At 73.8% G+C, this 21928-nt stretch carries 22 protein-coding genes; 12 read left to right on the top strand and 10 right to left on the bottom strand.

Features of this window, described 5'->3' with window-relative positions; translation table 11 throughout:
• Positions 1 to 95: 95 nt before the first annotated feature.
• The gene (locus tag ACWEFJ_RS12755) at positions 96 to 236 is read left to right on the top strand and encodes a hypothetical protein (RefSeq protein ID WP_449713833.1); all 141 of its coding nucleotides are present in this window, start codon (positions 96 to 98) and stop codon (positions 234 to 236) included.
• Positions 237 to 353: 117 nt separating this feature from the next.
• Positions 354 to 1184 carry a GNAT family N-acetyltransferase gene (locus ACWEFJ_RS12750; protein WP_449713832.1) on the top strand — a complete coding sequence of 277 codons (831 nt, stop codon included), beginning with the start codon at positions 354 to 356 and terminating at the stop codon, positions 1182 to 1184.
• Here the strand turns inward: ACWEFJ_RS12750 and ACWEFJ_RS12745 are convergent.
• Complete coding sequence (locus tag ACWEFJ_RS12745) at positions 1178 to 2257, bottom strand: aldo/keto reductase (protein WP_449713831.1); 1080 nt, start codon at positions 2255 to 2257, stop codon at positions 1178 to 1180. The two genes, ACWEFJ_RS12750 and ACWEFJ_RS12745, sit on opposite strands and share 7 nt — an antisense overlap.
• Before the next feature lie 148 nt (positions 2258 to 2405).
• Here ACWEFJ_RS12745 and ACWEFJ_RS12740 point away from each other — a divergent pair, with 148 nt between their 5' ends.
• The 3 genes from ACWEFJ_RS12740 to ACWEFJ_RS12730 all read left to right on the top strand — a co-directional run bounded on the left by ACWEFJ_RS12740 (position 2406) and on the right by ACWEFJ_RS12730 (position 3445).
• Positions 2406 to 2624 carry a hypothetical protein gene (locus tag ACWEFJ_RS12740; RefSeq protein ID WP_378084117.1) on the top strand — a complete coding sequence of 73 codons (219 nt, stop codon included), beginning with the start codon at positions 2406 to 2408 and terminating at the stop codon, positions 2622 to 2624.
• Positions 2625 to 2704: 80 nt separating this feature from the next.
• Positions 2705 to 3187 (top strand): RNA polymerase sigma factor, encoded by a 483-nt coding sequence (locus tag ACWEFJ_RS12735; RefSeq protein ID WP_449713830.1) that lies wholly within the window; start codon positions 2705 to 2707, stop codon positions 3185 to 3187.
• A gap of 15 nt (positions 3188 to 3202) precedes the next feature.
• The gene (locus ACWEFJ_RS12730) at positions 3203 to 3445 is read left to right on the top strand and encodes a hypothetical protein (protein WP_449713829.1); all 243 of its coding nucleotides are present in this window, start codon (positions 3203 to 3205) and stop codon (positions 3443 to 3445) included.
• Here ACWEFJ_RS12730 and ACWEFJ_RS12725 read toward each other — a convergent pair.
• Positions 3390 to 5393 (bottom strand): glycosyl hydrolase family 28-related protein, encoded by a 2004-nt coding sequence (locus ACWEFJ_RS12725; RefSeq protein WP_449713828.1) that lies wholly within the window; start codon positions 5391 to 5393, stop codon positions 3390 to 3392. The genes ACWEFJ_RS12730 and ACWEFJ_RS12725 overlap by 56 nt on opposite strands.
• 113 nt (positions 5394 to 5506) lie before the next feature.
• The gene (locus ACWEFJ_RS12720) at positions 5507 to 6328 is read right to left on the bottom strand and encodes a serine hydrolase domain-containing protein (protein WP_449713827.1); all 822 of its coding nucleotides are present in this window, start codon (positions 6326 to 6328) and stop codon (positions 5507 to 5509) included.
• A 17-nt stretch (positions 6329 to 6345) separates the two neighbouring features.
• Between ACWEFJ_RS12720 and ACWEFJ_RS12715 the strand changes: the two genes are divergently transcribed.
• Positions 6346 to 7242, top strand: a complete 897-nt coding sequence (locus ACWEFJ_RS12715; protein WP_449713826.1) for a ribonuclease Z — start codon at positions 6346 to 6348, stop codon at positions 7240 to 7242.
• Here the strand turns inward: ACWEFJ_RS12715 and ACWEFJ_RS12710 are convergent.
• Positions 7233 to 8069: an NAD-dependent epimerase/dehydratase family protein gene (locus tag ACWEFJ_RS12710; RefSeq protein ID WP_449713825.1), complete on the bottom strand. Its 837-nt coding sequence runs from the start codon at positions 8067 to 8069 to the stop codon at positions 7233 to 7235. The genes ACWEFJ_RS12715 and ACWEFJ_RS12710 overlap by 10 nt on opposite strands.
• A gap of 129 nt (positions 8070 to 8198) precedes the next feature.
• Between ACWEFJ_RS12710 and ACWEFJ_RS12705 the strand changes: the two genes are divergently transcribed.
• Entirely contained in the window at positions 8199 to 8411 is a 213-nt protein-coding gene (locus ACWEFJ_RS12705) for a hypothetical protein (RefSeq protein ID WP_378084106.1), read from the top strand.
• Positions 8412 to 8561: 150 nt separating this feature from the next.
• On the top strand, positions 8562 to 9998 hold the full coding sequence (locus ACWEFJ_RS12700; RefSeq protein WP_378084105.1) for a hypothetical protein: 1437 nt from the start codon (positions 8562 to 8564) through the stop codon (positions 9996 to 9998).
• Here ACWEFJ_RS12700 and ACWEFJ_RS12695 read toward each other — a convergent pair.
• The gene (locus ACWEFJ_RS12695; RefSeq protein WP_378084103.1) at positions 9988 to 10776 is read right to left on the bottom strand and encodes a hypothetical protein; all 789 of its coding nucleotides are present in this window, start codon (positions 10774 to 10776) and stop codon (positions 9988 to 9990) included. The genes ACWEFJ_RS12700 and ACWEFJ_RS12695 overlap by 11 nt on opposite strands.
• Before the next feature lie 83 nt (positions 10777 to 10859).
• Here ACWEFJ_RS12695 and ACWEFJ_RS12690 point away from each other — a divergent pair, with 83 nt between their 5' ends.
• From ACWEFJ_RS12690 to ACWEFJ_RS12675, 4 genes are all read left to right on the top strand, one after another.
• Positions 10860 to 12071 (top strand): DNA cytosine methyltransferase, encoded by a 1212-nt coding sequence (locus ACWEFJ_RS12690; protein WP_378084101.1) that lies wholly within the window; start codon positions 10860 to 10862, stop codon positions 12069 to 12071.
• Between the two features lie 456 nt (positions 12072 to 12527).
• Positions 12528 to 13715 carry a thioester domain-containing protein gene (locus ACWEFJ_RS12685; RefSeq protein WP_449713824.1) on the top strand — a complete coding sequence of 396 codons (1188 nt, stop codon included), beginning with the start codon at positions 12528 to 12530 and terminating at the stop codon, positions 13713 to 13715.
• Between the two features lie 116 nt (positions 13716 to 13831).
• A complete protein-coding gene (locus ACWEFJ_RS12680) occupies positions 13832 to 14005 on the top strand; it encodes an antitoxin (RefSeq protein ID WP_378084097.1) in 174 nt (57 codons plus the stop codon).
• Positions 14002 to 14625, top strand: a complete 624-nt coding sequence (locus ACWEFJ_RS12675; protein ID WP_378084095.1) for a putative glycolipid-binding domain-containing protein — start codon at positions 14002 to 14004, stop codon at positions 14623 to 14625. Before ACWEFJ_RS12680 ends, ACWEFJ_RS12675 begins: the two co-directional genes overlap by 4 nt.
• A gap of 30 nt (positions 14626 to 14655) precedes the next feature.
• Here ACWEFJ_RS12675 and ACWEFJ_RS12670 read toward each other — a convergent pair whose 3' ends face one another.
• From ACWEFJ_RS12670 to ACWEFJ_RS12650, 5 genes are all read right to left on the bottom strand, one after another.
• Positions 14656 to 15840, bottom strand: a complete 1185-nt coding sequence (locus ACWEFJ_RS12670) for a thiolase family protein (RefSeq protein WP_378084093.1) — start codon at positions 15838 to 15840, stop codon at positions 14656 to 14658.
• Positions 15841 to 15852: 12 nt separating this feature from the next.
• Positions 15853 to 17643, bottom strand: coding sequence for a hypothetical protein (locus ACWEFJ_RS12665; RefSeq protein WP_449713823.1), 1791 nt, complete (start codon positions 17641 to 17643; stop codon positions 15853 to 15855).
• 77 nt (positions 17644 to 17720) lie between these two features.
• On the bottom strand, positions 17721 to 19484 hold the full coding sequence (locus tag ACWEFJ_RS12660; RefSeq protein ID WP_449713822.1) for a fibronectin type III domain-containing protein: 1764 nt from the start codon (positions 19482 to 19484) through the stop codon (positions 17721 to 17723).
• Between the two features lie 9 nt (positions 19485 to 19493).
• The gene (locus ACWEFJ_RS12655; RefSeq protein ID WP_449713821.1) at positions 19494 to 20444 is read right to left on the bottom strand and encodes a prephenate dehydrogenase; all 951 of its coding nucleotides are present in this window, start codon (positions 20442 to 20444) and stop codon (positions 19494 to 19496) included.
• Between the two features lie 163 nt (positions 20445 to 20607).
• Positions 20608 to 21843, bottom strand: a complete 1236-nt coding sequence (locus tag ACWEFJ_RS12650) for a M20 metallopeptidase family protein (protein WP_378084087.1) — start codon at positions 21841 to 21843, stop codon at positions 20608 to 20610.
• Positions 21844 to 21928: the final 85 nt, after the last annotated feature.

The raw sequence follows: 21928 nt of genomic DNA, 5'->3' as shown, positions 1-21928 counted from the left end.
GGGTAGTGCTTCATCACCATCTGAACGGGACTCCTGTCCACCCGGATCGTCAGGATCCAAGTGTGTCTGGTGTCCAACATCAAGGGTCAGGGCCCGTGGACATCACGGCCAACACAGGCGGCCGGGTACCGGCCCAACGCATCGGCCGCGCACGTAGGCACCTCGGCCCGTGGCGCGCGGAGTCCTTCGTCGCCGAGCTGGACGACCACATCCACGACACGCTGCTCGGCCGATGACGCCCCGCCCTCAACGGTTGCACTCGTCGCGCGGCTGTCTCGTGAACTGCTCAGGGGACGCGAGGGCCTGTGGACTAGGTTCCACAGGGCCTCTGCCGACTCGGTCCACGGAGAAGCATGCGTTCGAACGATTGGCACCTCACCGACGACGTCGACGGCTTCCTCGCCCGCGCCGGGGACTTCCTCCGCTCCCGCCCCGCCCTCCACACCATGCCGTTGACCACGGTCGGAAGGCTGCGCGACCGGGGCACGGACGGCACGGTCTTCGGGTGGCTCGAACGTGACGACGAGGTGCGCGGGCTCTGCTATCTCCGGTCGAACCGTCGCCTGACCCTCAGCCTCCTCGACGCCGAGGACGCCGAGGGCGCCGACGGGCTCGCCGCCCGGCTGGCCGGGGACGACATCGCCGGCGTCACGGCCGACCAGGGGACGTCCGCTGCGTTCGCCGAGGCGTGGCGGGAACGCACCGGCGGCACGGCCACGCCCGGCGTCAGGGTCCGCCTCTACCGGCTCGGGACGCTCACCCCGCCCGATCCGATGCCGTCCGGCGGACCGGCCGCGCGGGACCACGAGGACGTCGTCCGCTGGTGCGGTGAGTTCATGGCCGCGGTGGGGGAGGCGCCCGCCGGGTCCTGGGCCGCCTCGCGGTTCGCCGACAAGCACTTCACGTTCTGGGAGACGCCGGGCGGCACGCCCGCCTCCCTGGCCGGCTGGACGTCGATGGTCGCCGGCATGGTCCGCGTGGACCCGGTCTACACCCCGGCCCACCTGCGAGGACGCGGGTACGCCGGTGCGGTCACGGCCGCGGTGGCGCGGGCCGCGCTGGACGGCGGCGCGACGGACGTGGTGCTGTTCGCCGACCCCGTCAACCCCACCAGCACCGCCCTCTACGAGCGGCTCGGGTACGTGCCGGTGACCGACTTCCTCGGGTACGACTTCGCTCAGTAGCGGACGTCGCTCAGCAGCAGCGGCGGGTAGACGGTGGACGGCTCACCGTCCACGGTGGAGCCGGCGAACTGGAGCATCGCGCGCAGCTCCCCGTGCATCGACGCCGGGTAGGGCGGCTCGGGCCGGGAGACCTCGTCCAGCGCGCGCACGTGCTCCGCGTCGAGCGCGATGTCCAGGCCCGCGAGGTTGTCCTCCAGGTGCGCCGGCCGCCGCGCCCCGATGATCGGCACGACGGTGCCCGGCCGGGTCCGCAGCCACGCCAGCGCGACCGCGGCGGGCGAGGCGCCGATCTCCTCCGCCACGGCCCGCACCACGTCGATGACCGCGTGCTGCTCCTCGGTCGGACCGCCGACGAACGCCGCCCGCGCGGAGTCGACCGCCTCGCCCCGCCGGTACTTGCCGGACAGGAAGCCGTTCTTCAGCGGGCTCCACGGCACGAGCGCGAGCCCCTGGTCGAGCGCGAGCGGCGCCAGTTCGGCCTCCACCGCGCGGGCCAGCAGCGAGTACTCGACCTGCAGGGCGATCAGCGGCGTCCAGCCGCGCAGCACAGCCAGCGTGTGGGCCTGGGCGGTGACCCACGCGGGCGTGTTGGAGAACCCGATGTAGCGGACCTTGCCGGCGCGCACCAGGTCGTCCAGGACGCGCATGGTCTCTTCGATCGGCGTGTTGCGGTCCCAGTTGTGCAGCCAGTACACGTCCACGTGGTCGGTCCGCAGGCGGCGCAGGGTGTCGTGCAGTTGGCGCACGACCGACCCGCGGCCCGCGCCGCCGCCGTTGGGGTCGCCGGGGAAGAGGTTGACGAAGAACTTCGAGGCCAGCACCACCCGGTCGCGCCGTCCGGGCCGGGCGGCGAACCAGTCGCCGAGGATCTTCTCCGAGTGCCCGTTGGTGTAGAAGTTCGCCGTGTCGACGAAGTTGCCGCCCCGGTCCAGGTAGGCGTCGAGGATCCGCTCGGACTCCTCCACACCGGTCCCGGCGGCTCCCGGGTCGTCGCCGAAGGTCATCGCGCCGAGCGCGAACGGGCTCACCCGCAGACCCGAGCGGCCGAGGGTGACGTAGTGGTCGAGCGGCATCTTCGGTGCTCCTCGATGAGGTCGGATCGGACTTCCCCCATCCCATCGGCGGGGCGCCGGCCGGGGTAGACCGATCCGCTCGCGCCCTTGCCCGATCCTCTCGGACCGCGCGTTTGCACGCGGACGGCGGCCCGTCGCTCTACGGGTCATGGATGAACGGGTTCCACCTCGGGTCCTCGGCGGTGACCGGACGGTCGGGCGGCCGTCCGGCGCCGCCGCGTCGATCTCGGTCCTGGTGAACGTGGTGAGCGTCGGCGTGGGCGGCCTCTACCTCGGCACCGGGTCGACCGCGGTCACCGTGATCGGGGCGGCGCTGGTCGCGCTGCTCGCGATCGCGGTGCTGGTCGCCGAGCGCAAGAAGTCGTAGCGGGTCACTCGATCGGGTGGCCGTTGCACGTCGGGACGCCTTCGCTGCTCTTCCACTCCGTCGGGAGAGAGGTAGGGGTTGTGGTCAGCAGCGAAGGCTTCGACGAGTTCTTCCGTCGGGAACTGACCCCGCTCGTGGCGTTCGTGAGGCGCGCGGGTTTCGGGCTGGAGCAGGCCAAGGACGCGGCACAGGAGGCGATGACCAGGGCTTACGAGGAGTGGTCCCGCCTGCGGTGGCCCCGGGCGTGGGTCCGGACGGTGGCCTACCGAACGGCGGTGGTGGAGGCGGCGCGCACCAGGGACGGGCTGCTGCGCGCCGTCTCCGGCGGCTGGACGGTGTCCACGCACGACGACCCCGACGTCGCCGCACTCGGCGAGGAGCACGAGCGGCTGCTGCGGGCGCTCGGCTCCCTGCCCGAGCGCCAACGGCTGGTCATGGCCTGGTTCCTCGACGGCTTCGACCAGGCCGAGATCGCCGACCAGCTGGACGCCTCGCCCACGACGGTGCGCTCCAACCTGCGCCACGCCCGCACCGCGCTCAAGACCCTGTTCGACAAGCGATGAGAGGACACCCCCGCGATGGACGACGGGAACGAAGCCGGGTTCGAGGACCGGCTGGCCGCGGCCTGCGCGAGCCTGACCGCGTCGACCGGCCGGGCCCTCGACGTCGAGGCGATGCTGGCCGAGGTGAAGCGGGCCGGGATCCGCCGGCCGGCGCCGGGGGAACGGACGGCGACGGTGCTGGGGTTCCCCGGCGGCGGGGTGGTCACCAGCGCGACGGCGCGGGCGGCGGCACCACCGGCGGGCGGTCGTCGCACGTGATCGTGTTCGGCAGCAGCCACGGCGCGAGCCAGCCGTCGTTGCCGCCGCGGTCGGTCAGCGAGAACTCCGAGCCGGTGGCCGGGAAGTGGAACGAGCCGCAGTTGTTCACCGGCACCGCGCCGACGTTGCGGGCGTCCACGTTCTCGAACGTCGCCGACCCCGCCGCCCGCGCGCTCAGCACGGACGTGCCCGTCCCGTCCACCCGGACGTCCTTGAAGGACACGTTGCGGATCGAGTGGACGTCCTTCACGGACCACTCGCTGACCAGCATGATCGCGTTGTAGGTGTTGTCCAGGAAGTGGTTGCCCACCACCCGCACGTCGGCGTCGATGTCGCGCTCCAGCGCGTAGAACCAGATCGCGCCGAGCCCGATGTTCCAGTTCAGCTCGTACGTCCCGGCCCGCGCGGTGGTGTTGTCGGTGATCAGCGCCTGCCCGGTGAACGGCTGCGCGCCGAACCGCGACCCGAGCTGGATGCCGCTGCCCTCGCGCACCGGGTCCGCCACCAGGTTGCCCACCACGGCGTTGTCCGTGCCGCCGTACAGCGCGATCCCGTTGGCCAGCACGGGCGACTGCACGGTGTTGCGCTCGACCCGGTTGCGCGCGTTCTGCCGGTGCTCCGACCACAGGGCCAGGCCGTCGTCACCGGTGTTGCGGACGAAGTTGTTGCGCACCAGGGAGTCCGTGACCCCGGTGTGGAAGTTCAGCGCGTCGGCGATCTGGTCGACCACGATGTTGTCAATCACGGACAGGTTCGACATCGGACCGTCCAGCCACAGCCCGACCTTCGTGTGCCGGATGTGCAGGCCGCGCACGGACGAGTCGCTCAACGCGCCGCCGATGCCGTTGACCTGGTCGGTGTCGACCCGCTCGCGCACGTCGCCCTCGATGGCGAACCCGCGCAGGTGGACGTTGCGGCTGCCGCCCTCGGCGGCCGGCCTGCCGTAGAACCCGACGCCGGTGTGGACGGAGCCGTCCGGCGCGGGGGCGGGCAGCGCGACCTCGCGGCCCTTGATCCTGGTGTGCCAGTTGCCCGCGCCCTCGATGGTGACGTCGTCCACGACGATGTGCCGGTTGACCTGGAACGTGCCCGGCGGCACGTACACCGGCAGGCGGTGCCGGCGGGCGAACGCGATGGCGCGGTCGAAGGCGTCGGCCGCGTCCCGCCGGCCGGTCGGGTCCGCGCCGAACAGCAGCACGTTGACCGCGAACGGGTTGACGTGCGGCGGGGGGACCAGTTCCGAGTCCATCAGGTCGATCACGGTCCACGCGGCGTTCGTGTTGACGGGCGCGGTGAGGCGGACGCGGTCGCCGGCGCGGTGCGTCCGGTCGAGCTTGAGGCGCTGCTCGTCGTAGAAGTGGCTGGGGCGGAACGGCTTCGCGATCACCGGGGCGGGCGTGGTCTGCGACGGCACGCACGCGCACTCGGTGATCCACCAGTCCGGGTGCAGCAGGTCGGCATTCGGGTCGTTGGTGAACGGGTACTGGTTGTAGAGCCACGCGTATTGCGAGGTGAGCGTCATGGTCGTGCGGCGCCCGCCGTTCACCGTCACGTCGAGCGGCGCGGTGATGCCGCCGCCCGTCGGCGCGTCCGGGATGCTGTAGCGGACGGTGATCGCGTTCGCGGCCTTGGGCAGGGTGAACTCGACGTGCTGGCCGGGCGCGAGCCGGACCGCCGTGCGGCCGGACGCCTCGGACGGCAGCGTGTAGGCCGTGCGGTCCGGCCCGATGACCGTGCCCGTGGTGGTGGCGTTCTCCGCCTCCTGCTCGACGAACGCGACGTCCGCGCCCCGGCCCGCGACGAGCGCCGGGTCGAGCGCGGCCCGCGTGACGACCGGTGCGGGCGCCGCGGGTGGCGCGGCGTCGGCCGGGGCCGGGACGCCCAGGCCCGCGGCCACCACCGCGACGACCACCGACCACCGCCGGGTTCCGGCTGCGCTGCGCACCATCGGCCACTCGTTTCTCTCGCGTCGGCAGGGCGACGTGACCCTAGGCGCGGTGTGGGCCGCATCACAAGGGTTTGTCGAGAAATTACGTGAAACTGTCGATGGCTTGCGGTGGCTTACCGCGCGCGACGCACCTCGGCAACCACGCCGTCGGTGAACGGCGGCCACGCCGCCACGGCCCAGTCGCCGAACTTCCGGTCCGTCAGCGCCACGCACGCCGCGCCCAGGTCCGGGTCCACCCACAGGAACGTGCCGCTCTGCCCGAAGTGCCCGAACGTCCGCGGCGAGCTGGTGTCGCCCGTCCAGTGCGGCGACTTGCGCGCCCGCAGCTCGAACCCGAGCCCCCAGTCGTTCTCCTTCTGCAGCCCGTAACCCGGCAGCACGCCGCGCAGGCCCGGGAACGCCACCGCGGTCGCCTCCGCCACCAGCTCGGCGGACACCAGCTTCGGCGCCTGCACCTCCGCCGCGAACCGCAGCAGGTCGGACACCGTCGAGACCCCGCCCGCCCCGGCCGAGCCGTCCAACGCCGACGACGCCATGCCCAGCGGCTCGAACACCGCCTCCGCCAGGTACCGGGCGAACGGGATCTCCGTCGCCGCCGCCACGAAGTCCGCGAGGACCTGGAACCCGGTGTTGGAGTAGATCCGCTTCGTCCCCGGCGCGGCCTGGACGTCGTCGGAGTCGAACGCCAGCCCCGACGCGTGCGCGATCAGGTGCCGCACCGTGGACCCCTCCGGCCCGGCCGGCTGGTCCCACTCGACCGCGCCCTCCTCGACCGCCACCAGCACCGCGTACGCCGTCAGCAGCTTGGTCACCGACGCGAGCGGGAACACCCGGTCGACCGGTCCGTGCGCGCCCAGCACCTCGCCCCGCGCGTCGACCACGGCCACCGCCGCCGTCCCGACCGGCCAGGACGACACCGCCTGCAAGCTCTCCATGCCGCAGACTCTGCCACGTGTCCCCACGAGAGCTGGTCGTGCTCGGCACCGCGAGCCAGGTGCCCACCCGCACCCGCAACCACAACGGCTACCTGCTGCGCTGGGACGCCGAGGGCTTCCTGTTCGACCCCGGCGACGGCACGCAGCGGCAGATGGTCCGCGCGGGCGTGGCGGCCACCGACGTCACCAGGCTGTTCATCACCCACTTCCACGGCGACCACTGCCTCGGCGTGCCCGGGGTCGTGCAACGCCTGTCGCTGGACCGCGTGCCGCACACCGTGCACGCGCACTTCCCGGCCGAGGGCGCGGACTACTTCGAGCGGCTGCGGCACGCCAGCTCGTTCCACGACGTCGCGGACGTCCGCGCGCACCCCGTCACCGGACCTGGCGTGATCGCGGAGGGCCCGTTCGGCCGGGTGGAGGCGCGCCGGCTCGACCACTCGCTGCCCGCCTTCGGCTACCGCCTGGTCGAGCCGGACGGCCGCACGATGCTCCCCGAGCGGCTGGCCGCGCGCGGCATCCGGGGCCGCGAGATCCGCGAACTCCGACCGCCCGTGCTGGACGAGGTGAGCGTGCCGCGGCGGGGGCAGCGGTTCGCCTTCGTCATGGACACGCGGCTGTGCGACGGGGTGTTCGAGCTGGCGGACGGCGCGGACCTGCTGGTGATCGAGTCGACCTACCTGCACGAGGACGAAGCGCCGGCGGTCGAGCACGGCCACCTGACGGCCCGCCAGGCGGCCCAAGTCGCCGCCGAGTGCGGCGTCCGCACGCTCGTCCTGACCCACTTCTCGCAGCGCTACCCCGACCCGCGGCGGTTCCACGACGAAGCCGCCGAGGTGTTCCCCGGCGAGATCGTCGTGGCCGCCGACCTGGACCGGGTGCCCCTGCCCCAACGGCGTGCCGCTCAGGGGTGACGCCGGGTCTCGGCCGCCCACTGGTCGCGCACCAGCGCGTCGAGGTCCGAGTCGGTCGCCCGCCAGCCCCACGCCCGCAGCCGGGCCGTGTCGGCGCGCAGCTCGCGCACCTCGCCGGGGTGCGCCGGCCGCCGCACGACCGGCGCCTCCCGACCGGCCACCCGCGCCACCGCTCCCAGCACGTCGGCCACGCTCGCGGGTGTCGCGCCCACGTTGACCGCCGCGTACCCGTCCTCCTCGCGCTCCACCGCCGCCACGAACGCCCGCGCCACGTCCCGCACGTGCACGAAGTCCCGCACCGCCGACCCGTCGCCGAACACGTCCATCGCGGGCAGCCGCCCGGACGCCGCACCGCACGCCCGCGTGATCACGCGCGTGTCGTCCACGTCCCCGCCGCCGGCGACGTTGAACAACCGCAGCGCCACCCCGCTCACCCGCCCGGCCGCCGCCGCCCACGCCAGCACGTCCTCGGCGGCGGCCTTGGAGGCCGCGTAGGGGTTGGCCGGCGCGCGCGGGCAGTCCTCGGCGATCGTCGCGACCCCGGCCGCCCCGTACACGCCCGCCGTCGACGCCAGCACGAACCGCCGCGGCGGCGACCGGAGCAGGTTGACCGTGCCGCCCACGTTCACGTCGTAGTACCGCACGGGGTCGTCGAACGAGTCGCGCACGCGCGCGAGCCCCGCCAGGTGCACGACCGCGTCCGCCTCCCCGGGGCCCGCCACCGCGTCGGACGACCGGACATCACCCGAAAAGGGGAGGGGCGTGTGGCCCGCCGCGGCCAACTCGGCCAAGACCACCCGTCCGACGTAGCCGGTTGATCCGGTCACCAGAACCCGCATGCCGACATCCCAGCACGTCCGCCGCGTCGTTCACGTTCTCGAACTCGGTGCAAATTCACCCTAAAGGTGTGGACCGGCGGGACCGATACAACACGAGTGAGTTACCCCCACCCAGCCATGCACCCGAGCATCGAGGGCGTGCTCGCCGAGTACGCCGCCCACGAGGCCAAGCGGCAGACCTTCCTGGAGACCGCCGCGGCGATCGTGGCCGCCGCCCCACCATCGGTGGACGAGACGCTGCTGGGCCTGCTGCTGCCGTTCCCCAAGGCGCACGGGCCGCGTGCTTTCCTGAACCGGGTTGACCAGGTGCTTCGCGACGCCGCTCGATGATCTCGCGGGGACGTCCCCGAGCCCATCGGCAAGTTTCATGCGGTCGTTGCCGGACCGTGCTAGGCCGATCCCGTCGCCTGCCTCTACAGTGCGTGGCACCCGGCGCTCGCCGGCTGTCTCGTCTGCTTCTCATAAAGCGAGTTCTCGGCGATGGATCACGTCCTTTCCGCGCTCCAAGCGCGCCTCGGCACCCTGTTCGGCGACCGGCTGGTCGTGCTCGCGGGCGGCAGCCGGCTGAGTAGCCGCGCCGGCGAGCTGCACCAGCTCGGCGCCCGCCATACGCTCGTGCTGTCGACGGACGACCACGCGCCGCTGCACGACTCGGAAGTCGCCCGCTGGGTGCCGCTCGGCATCGCGGGCGGGTTCGTCGCGGTCGAGCAGAACCGGCTCACCAAGCTGCTCACCTCGCCCAGCCGCAAGGTCCGCGAGGTGCTGGAGGAGTTCGACCCGCGCGGCGAGGCCCTGGTGATCAGCACGCCGTACGTGCACACCGCCGAGTTCGCGGGCCGGCCGGTGCTCAACGCCCGCCGCCCGGAGTGGGTGGAGCTGGAGAACAAGACCACGATCGACGGCCTGTGGGACGAGCTGTCCGCGCCCCGCGCCCCCGCCGTCGTGCTCGGCCTGGACTTCGAGGGCCTGTGGGCGGCCACCCGGCGGCTCGACCGCGGCGCGGGCGTCGTCTGGTCCGGCGACGGCCCGGCGATCAACGGCGGCGCGAACTTCGTCCGCCGCGTCCGCGACCGGCAGGAGGCGCAGGACGCCTTCGACGTGCTCGCGGCCAAGTGCGACTTCGTCCGGGTGATGCCGTTCCTGGAGGGCATCCCGGTGAGCGTGCACGGGATCGTGTTCCCGGACGGCACCGCCGTGCTGCGGCCCATCGAGATGGTCGTGCCGCGCCGCGCGGGCCAGGCCCGGTTCCTCTACGCGGGCTGCGCGTCGTACTACGACCCGCCCGCCTGGATCCGCGAGGAGATGCGCAACCTGGCCCGCCGGGTCGGCGAGCGGCTGCGCGAGTCGGTCGACTACCGCGGCACGTTCACCCTCGACGGCATCGCCACCGCCGACGGCTTCCTGCCCACCGAGATCAACACCCGCTACGGCGGCGCGATGGTGTGCTTCGAGGACGCCCTGCCGCAGCTCCCGCTGGCGCTGGCGCAGGTCGCGCTGGTCGCCGGGCACGACCTCGGGGTGTCGTCCATCGAGTTCGAGGAGCTGCTGGTCTCCGCCGCGGACGACTACCGCCACGGCTCGGTCGGCGCGAACGTGCGCGCGGTGCACCCCACCGAGGTCGTGGAACGCCCGATCGTGTTCACCGAGTGGTCGTGCCGGTTCGCCCACCCGGAGGAGGCGCCGCACGGCGTGCTGCGGCTGCGCCCGTCGCCGCTCGGCGCCCGGCTGGAGCTGGACTTCTACGCCGACCAGCTGCCGCTCGGCCGCCCGGTGGTGGCGCTGACCGTGGCCGCGTTCGCCCTGGCCGACCAGGAGTGGGGCACCGCCCTGGGCCCGCTGGAGCCGGCCGTGCCGGTCGCCGACGGCGAGGCCGCCGCCGCGGTCGTCGTGGCGGAGCCGACCGCCGTCACGGCGTGATCGTCACGCCTGCCTGGTCGTCCCCGTAGGCGGCGAGGTGGGCGTAGCGGTAGCCCATGAGCTGCAGCGTCACGTCCGGGGCCTGGTTCGGCGGGTACGCCCGCCCCCGGTAGGCGCGCAGCAGCTCCGGGTGGCACTGGGCGGTGGCGCGCAGCAGCGCCGGGGTGACCGGCGTGCCGCCGACCAGGTGCAGCGCCACCCGGGCGGCCAGGGCGAGCAGCCGCGGCGCGCGGTCCGCGGTGGAGAGGTCCTCCGCCACCCGCACCACGTGCCGCGGCGCCACCTCGGGCACCGCGATGGCCAGCGCCATGGAGCACGCCACCTCCGCGCCGCCGAGCGCGTCGAAGACCTTGGGCGCGCCCTTGGCCACCTCGTGGCGCGCCTGCGTGATCCAGTCCGGCGAGCGGCGGGGCAGCTCGCGCCCGAGCGCGTTCCACCGCCGGCGGGTCCGCTTGCCGTCGTCGGTGAAGCCCGCCTGGGCCAACGCCATCCCGGCGAGCAGGAAGATCACCCGATCGCGGGTGTCCGGGGGCACCCGGTAGCTCGCGCCCATCTCGACCAGGAAGGGCACCGCCCACACGCTCGCCTCGGACACCGTGCCGTCGTCCAGCAGGCGGTCGGCCAGAGCTCGGCAGGCGGTCTCGCGCTCGGTGCGGTCACCGTGCACGACACCGCGCATCAGCTCGTCCACGCCCGCCCCGTGGGCGAGCACCGACCAGGGTGCGTCCTCCAGTCCACGCAACGGATCCGGCCGTCGCCACGCAGGTGGGAGCTCCATGGCGCGCAACGTACGCGATCTCCCGGACCGGTACCGGTGGGATCACTCGCCTGTGGGTGGCGCGGCCACCGTACGATCACCCGGTGCGCGGACCCACCTTCAAGGTCGTCGACCTGTTCTCCGGCGCCGGCGGCATGAGCCTCGGCTTCCAGGCGCACCGCGACTTCACCATCGTCGGCGCGGCCGACGCGCAGATCGGCAAGCCGTCGTCGCGGCTGGGTTCGTTGCGCTGCAACGGGATCTACCGGGACAACATCGGCGTCGACCCGTTGCAGGTGGACCTGGGCCGGCTCGACCCGGCCGTGCTGCGGCAGCTGTGGAACCTGCGGCGCGGCGAGCTGGACGTGCTGGTGGCGTGCCCGCCGTGCTCGGGCTTCACCCGGATCGCGCCCGCCAACCACCTGCGCGACGACCCGCGCAACTCGCTGGTGGGCCGCGTCGCCGCGTACGTGGCCGAGTTCCGGCCGCGGGTGCTGCTGCTGGAGAACGCGCGCGAGCTGGTCAAGGGCAAGCAGCGGCACCACCTGGACGGCCTGGCCGAGCAGCTGCTCGAGCTGGGGTACGAAGTGGACGCGAGCACGCACATGCTGTCCCGCTTCGGCTTGCCGCAGCTGCGGGAGCGGGCGATGGTCGTCGCGGTGGACGCGGGCGTGCCGCTGCGGACGCTGGAGGACCTGTGGCACGGCTGGGAGGTCCGGCCGGGCGCGGTGACCGTGCGGCGGGCGATCGGCAAGCTGCCGCCGGTGGAGGCGGGCGAGGCGCACCCCGAGGACGCGATGCACGTGTCGCCGTCGTTCCGGCGGGACCGGTCGCTGGACCGGATGCGCGCCATCCCGGCGGACGGCGGGTCGTGGGGCGACCTGGTCGGCTCGCCGGCCGAGCTGCTGCTCAACCCGGCGCAGCGCAAGATCATCCAAGAGGGCAAGTGGGGCTCGCACCCGGACGTGTACGGCCGGATGTGGTGGGACGAGCCGGCGCGCACCATCAAGCGGGAGTGCGGCCACGTCGGCAACGGCCGTTACGCGCACCCCGAGCAGCACCGGCTGTGCACGGTGCGGGAGATGGCGCTGCTGCAGGGCTTCCCGCGCCGGTTCCGGTTCGACGTGTCGGTGATCGGCAACGCCTACCGGCACCTGGGCGACGCCGTGCCGCCGCTGATCTCGTTCCAGCTCGCGGCCCTGGTGAAGTGGATGTTGACCGGCCAACCGCCGACGGCGCGCGACCTGTGCCTGCCCGGCACGTCGTTGCGGGTCGGGGACATCCGCCCGGTCACACCGTCCGCTTTGGTCGCCTAGATCACCGTTTGGCAACGGTGTGGCCTCGAAACCGGGTCGCCGGCTATTACGTGCATTCCACTGTGGAGGAAGTGAGCTGCGGAAACGCCGACGTGAAGGCGATCCGCGCCCGGTTCGACCCCCGTCGAACCGGGCGCGCGCACCGCGTTCCCGACGCCGCGTCGAGGGCCTTCGATCATCCACAGTGGATTGCGGGATGATGTTTCCGCACGTCGGACCTCGTTCTGCGCCAGTGGGCACCTTTCTCGATCGGGTGAGGGTCGATCCGCTAGTGTTCGGCTGATTCCTGTCGATTCGGTGCCGGAGCACTGCTGCCGAGTAGCTCCCCGATCGACACGGACCGCCGCCTTGAACCACACCAACGGGCTACCCTCGCGAGCCTCAAGGAGACAAATGGCATCCCGGTCGACTGTGAAGCGCCTCGGCGCTGTGATCCTCGGCGCCGGCCTCGTTCTGATGTCGGCGCTTCCCGCGGCCGCCGCGGGCGACGTGAAGGTGGAGCCGCACAAGGATGCCGACGAGCGCGGCATGGGCATCTACCTCGAGCGCGACGGCAAGCCGGTCGAGCTGCCGAACCACAAGACCGGCGAGCCGGTCAACGCGGAACTCATCGGCCTCAAGATCGTGGAAGGCGGCGAGGGCCAGATCGCCCGCGCCTACTGCGTCGAGCTGCCCACGCCGCTCTACGACGGCCGCAAGCTCGAAGAGGTGCCGTGGGACCAGCACCCGAACCCGCACACCAAGTTCAAGGAGAACGCGGGCAAGGTCAACTGGGTGCTGCAGAACAGCTACCCGGCGCTCGACGCGGCCGACGCGTACAAGCTGTACGGCCTGGACCCGGACAACAAGAAGAGCATCCTCATCGCCGGCGCGCAGGCGGCCGTGTGGCACTTCAGCGACGGCGTCGACCTCCGCAAGGAGAACTCCACCGCCGAGACCGAGGACGTCAACGGCGGCACGGTCGACGAGCTGGTCTACAAGGTCTACGAGTACCTGACGACCAAGGCCCAGGACATCAAGGACGTCAAGCCGGACCTCGCCATCGAGCCGAACCTGCTCAAGGGCGAGATCGGCAGCACGTTCGGCCCGTTCAAGATCACGACCACGGCCGAGGAGGTCCAGCTGGTCACCGCCCTGCCCGAGGGCGTGACGCTGGTGGACAAGGACGGCAACCCGTTCCAGACCGTGAAGGCGGGCCAGATGTCGGCCGCCGCCACGGTCAAGGCGGCCGAGGTCTGGGTCAAGGTCGACGAGGGCGTGGAGCCCGGTGAGCTGGAGCTGGTCGTCAAGGCGGGCGCGAGCCTGCGCTCCGGCCGCCTGTTCGTCTCCGAGAACCCGAAGCAGGAGACCCAGTCGCTGGTCATCGCCACCTCCGAGCCGGTGAACGTCGAGGTCCCGGCCAAGGCCGAGTGGGTCCAGGGCGCCGTCGTGACCACCACGACCGAGGCGACCACCACCACCTCGCCGACCACCACGACCACGGCCCCGACGACGACCACCACCGCGGTCGCGTCCGGTGGCGGCAACGACGACGACCTGGCCAACACCGGTGCGTCGATCTTCGTGCCGCTGCTGATCGGCATCGGCCTGCTGGGCGCCGGCGCGGGTGCGCTGCTGTTCGTGCGCCGCAAGCGCGCTGCCTGAGCCTGAACGACCGGAACGGCCCCCGGGAACTCCCGGGGGCCGTTCCCGCGTTCGGGGGTCTGGGGTCGGGGGATCGATTCGGGTAGCCTGCCCCAGGACCGTGTGTGAGGAGCGCGATGAACTTCGACGAGATCAAGAACAAGGCGTCCGAGCTGCTGGAGCAGCACCACGAGGCGGTCGATGCGGGCATCGACCGGGCCGCCGGGTTCGTCGCGGGCAGGATCGGGCACGAGGAGCAGGTCCAGGCGGTGGCCGAGCAGGCCAAGAACATCCTTCCGGGTGGAGAGTGAACTCGTTCAACACGGCTGAGCGGGTCACCCCGAGCGGTGAGACGCGTGCCGCCACCGCGCAGATGGTGACCTGGCAGGGCTACGACGTGCCCAGGCTGGAGCAGGTGCGCTTCCTGCTGTCGGAGCGCAAGCTGCGCGCCTCGGGCCGCCTGGTGACCGCCGGTCCGGCCGAGCAGTTCAGCGGGTCGTTCGAGGTGTCGGTCGGCGAGACCGGCGCGGTGAAGCGGCTGCTGCTGCGGACCGCCACGGTGTCGGAGGAGCGGCAGATCTCGGTCAGCCGGTCGCCGGAGGGCATCTGGCTGGTCGACCACGGCCAGGGCGCGGAGCGGGCCGACTTCGACGGCGCGGTGGACGTGGACGTGCAGTTCGCGGTCCTGTTCAACGCCATCCCGATCCGTCGGCTCAACCTCCAGCTGGAGGAGGGCGACCACGAGATCCCGGTCGTCTACGTGACCCTGCCGGACCTGTCGGTCCAGCTGGTCCGCCAGCGCTACCGCACGGTGTCGGTCGGCGAGGACCGCTCGGTCGTCTCGTTCACGCACGGCGAGTTCGAGCAGGACATCACCGTGGACCGGACCGGCCTGGTGATCGACTACCCCCGCATCGCCTACCGGATCTGAGGCCCCGCGGGACGGCCGGTCGGGCGGACCTCACACCCGGACGGCGACCGCCATGCCCTGACCCACGCCGACGCACGCCGCCGCCACGCCCAGGCCACCGCCCCGCGCCCGCAGGTGCCGGCACAGGTCCACGATCACGCGCGGCAGGGAGGCGCCCAGCGGGTGGCCGTACGCGATCGCCCCGCCGTGCACGTTCACCTTCTCCCGGTCCACCTCGGGCAGGTGGTGCAGCACCGACAGCGCCATCGCCGCGAACGCCTCGTTGATCTCCCACAGGTCCACCTGGGCCGACTCGATCCGCAACCGCCCCAGCAGCTTCCGGATCGCCGACACCGGGGCCAGCGTGAACCGCTGCGGGTCCTCCGCCGTCACGGCCGACCCCAGGAACTCGCCCAGCGGCGTGATGCCCAGCGACGCCGCGACCTCCTCCGACCCCATGAGCACCGCCGCCGCGCCGTCGTTCAGCGGCGACGAGTTGCCCGCGGTCACCGGCCCGCCCTCCGAGAACGCCGACTTCAGCTTCGCCAGCTTGTCCGCCGACGTCTCCGGCCGCACCGACTCGTCCCGCCGCACGGGCGCGCCCTCCGGCAGCTGCACGGGGAACGCGAACCCGTCGTGCACGCCCGCGTCCCACGCCGCCGACGCCCGCCGGTGCGACCGCAGCGCGAACTGGTCCATCTGCTCGCGGGTGATCCCCAGCGCCACCGCGACGTCCTCCGCCGCACGCCCCAGCGGCACGGTCCACTCCGCCTTCATCCGCGGGTTCACCAGCCGCCACCCGAGCGCCGTCGACACCGGCTCCAACCGGTCGGCGAACGGCCGGTCCGGCCGCGGCACGACGAACGGTGCCCGCGTCATGCCCTCCACGCCACCGGCGATCACCAGCGACGCGTCGCCGAGCGCCAGCGCCCGCGCGGCCTGCACGATCGCCTCGCCGCCGGACGCGCACAGCCGGTTCACCGCCACGCCGGGCACGGACGTCGGCAGCCCGGCCAGCAGCGCGGCCATCCGCCCGATGTTCCGGTTCTCCTCGCCCGCGCCGTTGGTGTTGCCGAGCAGCACGTCGTCGATCGACGCCGGGTCGAGCGACGGGTGCCGCCGCAGCAGCTCCACGATCGGCAGCGCGGCGAGGTCGTCCACCCGCACGCCCGACAACCCGCCGCGGTAGCGGCCGAACGGGGTGCGGGCGGCGTCGAGGAGGAGGGGGCGCGACATGCGCCCATCCTCTCACCGGCCGACGAAGAACGGGATGTAGGCCGAGGTGGGGCGGGTCTCGGCGGACGTGCCGAACAGCCGCACCTCGATCATGTGCGGCCCGGGCGACAGGCCGCCGGTGTTCAGCGCGAACCGGTACTTCCCGGCGATCCCCGGCCCGCCCGCCGCGGTCGGCACCACGGCCACCCGGTCGTCGTCCACCCGCACGCTGAACCCGGCCAACCCCGCCAACGCCACGCCGGGCCGGCCCTCCAGCGCCAGGTCGAACACCATCCGCCCGCGCTGCACCGCCGCGCCCTCGGGCACGGTCCGGCCGCTCGCGTCGAGCACCGTGCCGTTCACCCGGGCCAGTTCGGGCTCGTCGCCGTGCGGCGGCGCGGGGGCCGGGCCCGGCGTGCCGGTGGACGACCCGCTCAACTCCAGGTCCACGTGCGTGGCCTGCACCCGCAGCCCGGTCAGCAGGGTGACCGCGAGCTTCCCCGACGGCCCGACCCGCAGCGCCTCCGCAGGCAGGTCCGCCACCACCGGGTAGGCCACGCCGGCCCGCCACGGCGCACCGTCCATCGCGGCCCGCAGCGGCACCACGACCCCGGCCACCGACACGCTGAACCGCGGCGCCTCCGGTGACGCGTCGGTGTGCAGCAGCGCCATCCGCAACTGCCCGCCCGTGACGCCCGGCAACGGGGTCGACGCCGCGGTCGCGGGCGCTTCGACCGCCACCAGCACCTCGACCTGCGGCCCCGGCACCCACGGGGGCGCGGTCGCCGCCGCCGCGTCGAACGCGATCAGGTCGACCGCCGCGCGCTGCCCGGTCGGCCCGGCGACCGACACCAGCGCGGTCGCCTCGCGCCACGCCGGCACCGCCGGGCTGGTCGCCACCACGTCGCCGTCGAACAGCACCCGCACCCCGTCGCGCCGCAGCACCAGCTCCCACCGGTGGCTGATCCCGGTCTCCAACGCGGGCAGCGGGCGCACCACCGAGGTCGGCGTCCCGGCGGGCACGACCACCTGCACCGACGTCGCCCCGGCGCCCGTCGCCACCCGCAGCCGCACCGAGTCCGGCGGCAGCGCGTCGCCGCTGACCAGCGACACCGGCCCCGGCACGAGGTCGAGCATCAGCTCGCCGTCACCGCCGGGCGCGTCGGTGTCCACCACGAACCGGCCCAGCTCGTCGGCGTCGCGCAGCACGAACGGCGTGCGCGACCGCAACGTCGCCGGGGCCGCCGCGCAGTTGTTGCCGAGCACCAGGCGCCGTCCGTCGTCGTCCCGACCGGGCGTGGCGCGGGCGCAGTTGCCCCGCGACGCCAACCGCCACCGCCTCGGGTCGGGCGCGTCGGGCTGGTCGAACCGGTCCTCCAGCGCGTAGTCGCGGTCCGGCGACGCGTGCGGGGTGCCGGTGGCCTTCGCGGGCGCGGAACGCTGCCCGAACGCGTCCACCGCGGACACCTGGACCTCGTACATCCGCTCGTCCTCGAGCCCGTCGATCTGGGTGACGGGCTCGGTGATCAGGCGGGAGCGGCCGTCGCCCCAGCGCACCTCGTACCCCGGCGCGTCGCCGGACCACCGCAGCTGCAGCCGGCGCGGCCCGGACGTCACGGTCAGCCCGCGCGGCGACTCGGGCAGCGGTCCCGCCGTCGGGACCAGCACGCCCTCGGCCGCGTACGGGGCGAGCGACGTCGGGGGCGGCGCGGACGTGCTCGTCGCGGTGACGGGGTCGCCGATCCCGGTGGACCGCAGCGCGGCGATCACCCCGGCGAACAGCACCACCCCGGCGGCGATGAGGGCGATCCGACGACGTCGCATGGGGTCAAGTTAGGTGTCGTCGTGACGCGGATCACCGCGTCGTTGCCGAGCCGAGACCAAGAACGGCCGGCCGGCCCCTACAGCGGGCGGATCTGGAACGCCTGCCGGGCCGACCGCACGCCGAGCCCTCCGTCGACCGGCCGCACCCGCACGTCGAACTCGTGCCGCCCGCTCGACAGGTCGGCGAGGTCGACCAGGAACTCGTGCCGGCCGCCCGCCGAGCCGTTCGTGGGCAGGGTGGCGATCCGCTCGCCGTCGAGGTCCACCTCGACCCCCCGCACGGCGGCGACCTCGCCGGCGTCGGCGTCGGCGAGTTCCACGGTCAACCGCACCTTGCCCTCGCGCGGGAACTCCGCGCCCTCGGACGTCTCGTGCACCACGGACACCGCGGGCGTCGGCACGGCCGGACCGGGCGACGCGCGGTCGGCGAGCCGGGGCACGGGCGGGCGGGCGTCCGGGCCGTCGGCGACCACGGCGTGCGCCTGGAAGGCGGTGACGCGGACGTCGGAGCGCAGCCTGACCTCGGGGTTGCGCTCCGGGGCGGGCAGCGGGAAGTCGGCGTAGAAGGCGGACGGGCGGTTCGAGTCCAGCGCGCGGTCGGGTTGCAGGGGCAGCGCGGGCGCGGACCGCGAGCCCAGTTCGACGGTGATCGGCGCGGCGCGCTCGGCGACCACGGACGCGACCACGCGCACCGAGGTCGCGCCCGCGAGCCGTGAGTCCGCCACGTTGCCCAGCGAGGTCGCGCCGCCCTCCTCCGTGCCGGGGCCGAGCGGGACCACGGACCCCGGCTCGGGGTGGCCGGCCGCGCCGCCGATGCCGAACGAGTCCAGCAGGGTGCCGGACGCCTGCCGGAACGCCAGCCGCACCCGGGCCGCACGCCAGGGCAGCGTCGCCGGCGCCTTCGCCACCGCGATCCCGTCGCGGAGCGCCACGACCGCGTCGGGCATGACGCGCAGCTCCCAGCGGTGGCGGACGCCCCGGGTCGGCGGCGGGTAGGTGCCGAACGTCTCGACGCTCTCGTCGTCACCCCGGACGAACTGCGCGCCGAACGGCGTGACCCGCAGGACGACGGCGTCCGGCGGGAACGACCGGCCCAGCAGGCCGAGGTCGTGCGCGGGCTCGGGCAGCAGGGCGATCAGCATCTCGCCCTGGCCCTGGCCCTGTTCCGACCGCGTCCCGATCGGGCCGTCGGTGGTGAGCAGGACCCGGCCGATCGCGCCGTCCGGTCCGGGCGGGCGCAACCGCAGCGGCACGTTGGACTGCAGGTCCACGGCGTCGCAGCCGACCTCCACCCGCCGGCCGTTGAACGGGCGCAGGCCCAGGCAGCGGGGGTCGCCGCCGTCGAAGACCCGCCACCGGCGCGGGGTGAGCGCCTCGGGCCCGTCGAACACGTCGACCGGCACCACCAGGCCGTCCATCCAGGTCTCGTCGTAGGCCAGCCGCGGCACGGCCTCGGCGGTGGCGGGCCCGGTCCGGCCGCCCAGCGCGTCGAGGGCGCGCACCTCGACCCGCACGTCGGCGTTCGCGTCCAGGTCGGTCAGCTCGGTCCCGGTGCCGCGGACCAGGCGGCTGTGGCCGTTCCAGCGCACCTCGAAGCCGCCGTGGCCGAGGCCGTCCGCGGCCGTCCAGCCCGCGCGCAGGCTCGTGCGGTCCAGCGCGGTCAGCCGGAGGTCGGTGGGCGCGGTCACGCGTTGGGTGTCGGGGACGTACTCGACGCCCTCGGCCAGGAACCGCTCGTAGGTCTCCGGCAGCGGGGGAGCGGATTCGTTGCGCAGCAGCACCACCGCGCCGCCCAGGAGGGCGAGGCCCCCGATCACGGCGATGAGTCTGCGACGCTCCACCGCTGCACCCTATGGGGTGAGTGCGAGCGCGGTTGAGCCGTTCAGCGCAACGATCCGACCTCCGCGCGCACCCAGCTCGCGCAGGGACCGCCGCGCGTCGGGGGCGGTGAGGTCGATGGTCAGGTCGGTGAGCGTGGGCCGGTCGACCAGCGCCCGGCGCGCGGCGTGACCGGCTTCGATGGTCTTGGCCAGGCCGCCGGTCGACGCGAGCGAACCGCGGGCCGCGCCCAGCCGGCCCAGCGCGTCGTCCACGGCGTCCAGCAGCGCGCCGCGGTTGCCCTCGCACATCGCGCGGACCAGTTCGGGGCGGCTGCCCGCGACGCGCGTGCCGTCGCCGAACGAGCCCGCGGCCAGGGCGAGGGCCAGCGGTCCGCCGTCCGCGCCGACGCTCGCCAACACGGCGGCCAGCAGGTGCGGCAGGTGGGAGATGCGGGCCACCGCGGCGTCGTGCTCCGCCGCGCTCGTGGGCACGACGTGCGCTTTCGCGGCCAGCGCCAGCTCCATGACGTCGGTGAGGACGTCGGGGTCGGCGTCGTCCTCGGCGGTGACGACCCAGGCGGCGTCGGCGAAGAGGTCGGCGCGGCCCGCGGCCCAGCCGGAGGCGGACGTGCCCGCCATGGGGTGCCCGCCGACGTACCGGGCGTGCGGCGCGACCCGGCGGACCAGGTCGGCGACCGGGCCCTTCACGCTCACCACGTCGGTGAGCCGGACGCCGTCGGGGAGCGCCCGCAGCACTTCCTCCACAGCCGGCAGCGGGACGGCGACCACGACGAGCGCGTCCCGCTCACGCGCGCGTTCGAGCGCCCCGGGGAGGTCGACGACGTCGTGGCCGTCCTGGCGCGCGGCCTCGGCGTCGGCCGGCGAAGCGGTCGCGCCCCAGGTCACGCGGCCCGCGGCGGCCGCCGCGCGCAACACCGAACCACCGATCAACCCGAGCCCGACCACGCAGACGCTTCGCACGGCGCTCATCCTGCCGGCGCGGGCCCCGACCCCCTACCCGTCCACAGGCCCGGGAGTTGTCCACAGATCGCGGAACGACCCTCGCCCGACCCCGTCCCCGCGAGGAGAGTCGAGGCCGTGAACACCACCACGGCCCCGACCCCGTCCCGTTCCCGGCTTCGGCCTACCGCAGGGCGTCCAACGCGAACGCGGCGTAGAGGACGACCCCGTGCTCCATGGCCGCCTCGTCGAACAGCACCCGGTTCGAGTGGTTCGGCTCCGCCTCGGCCAGCTCGACCCCGCGCGGGCAGGCCCCCAGGAAGGAGATCGCGCCCGGCACCCGTTGCAGCACGTAGGAGAAGTCCTCCGCGCCCATCAGCGGGTCTTCCATGTACGACGCCCAGCGCGGGCCGAGCGCCGCCGCGGCGATGTCGAGCACGTGCGGGCCGACCACCTCGTCGTTCACCGTGACGGGGTAGCCCGGCACGACGTCGACCTCGGCCGTGCAGCCGTGGGCGGCGGCGACGTGGGTGACGACCTGCCGGAGTTCGCGGTGCACCAGGGCCCTGGTGTCCTCCGAGAGCGTCCGGATGGTGCCCTCGACCAGCGCCGTCTCCGGGATGATGTTGGTCGTCGTGCCCGCGGTGATGTGGCCGATGGTGACCACGGCCGGGTGGTGCACGCTGACCCGCCGGGCGACCATCGTCTGCAGCGCGCCGACCATCGCGGCGGCGGGCGGCACCGGGTCGATCGCGTCGTGCGGCATGCCGCCGTGCCCGCCGCGGCCCCGGACGGTGATGTGGAAGGTGTCGGCCGAGGCCATCGTCGGGCCGGGCCGGGAGACGACGACCCCCGACTGGAGAGTGGAGGTGATGTGCAGGGCGAACGCCTTCTCCACCGGCGTGCCCGCCGCGTCGAGGACGCCCTCGTCGAGCATGTGCCTGGCCCCGTGCAGGCCCTCCTCGCCGGGCTGGAACATGAACACGACCTGGCCGGCCAGCGCCTCGCGGCGTGACGAGAGCAGGCGCGCGGCGGAGGCGAGCATCGCGACGTGCGTGTCGTGGCCGCAGGCGTGCATGGTGCCGTCGACCTCGGAGGCGTAGGCGAGGCCGGTCTCCTCCCGCAGCGGCAGCGCGTCCATGTCGCCGCGCAGCAGGACCGTCGGCCCCGGCTTGCCGCCGCGCAGCACCGCGGTGACCGAGCTGCTGGACGTCCCGGTGGTCACCTCGACCGGCAGGCCGGACAGCGCGTGCCGGATCGCGGCCTGGGTCGCGGGCAGCTCCAGGCCCTGCTCGGGGTGCCGGTGCACCTGCCGTCGCAACGCCACTGTCCTGGGCTGGAGGGCTCGGGCGGCCTCCACCAGGCCCGTGAACCGGGGCTCGGGGGCGGTCGTCTGTGCGTTCGGCAGAGTTGTGCTCATCCCTCGATAGTGGCATCGCCCGGCCCCGCGTGCCTGCGGCCGAGGCCCCCGTGCTACCGGGTGCGTCGGTGTGGCCCTACGGTGT

Source organism: Actinosynnema sp. NPDC004786, assembly GCF_053601135.1.
The sequence above is the reverse complement of the archived record's forward strand: the minus strand, read 5'-3'. Positions and strand labels throughout refer to the sequence as shown.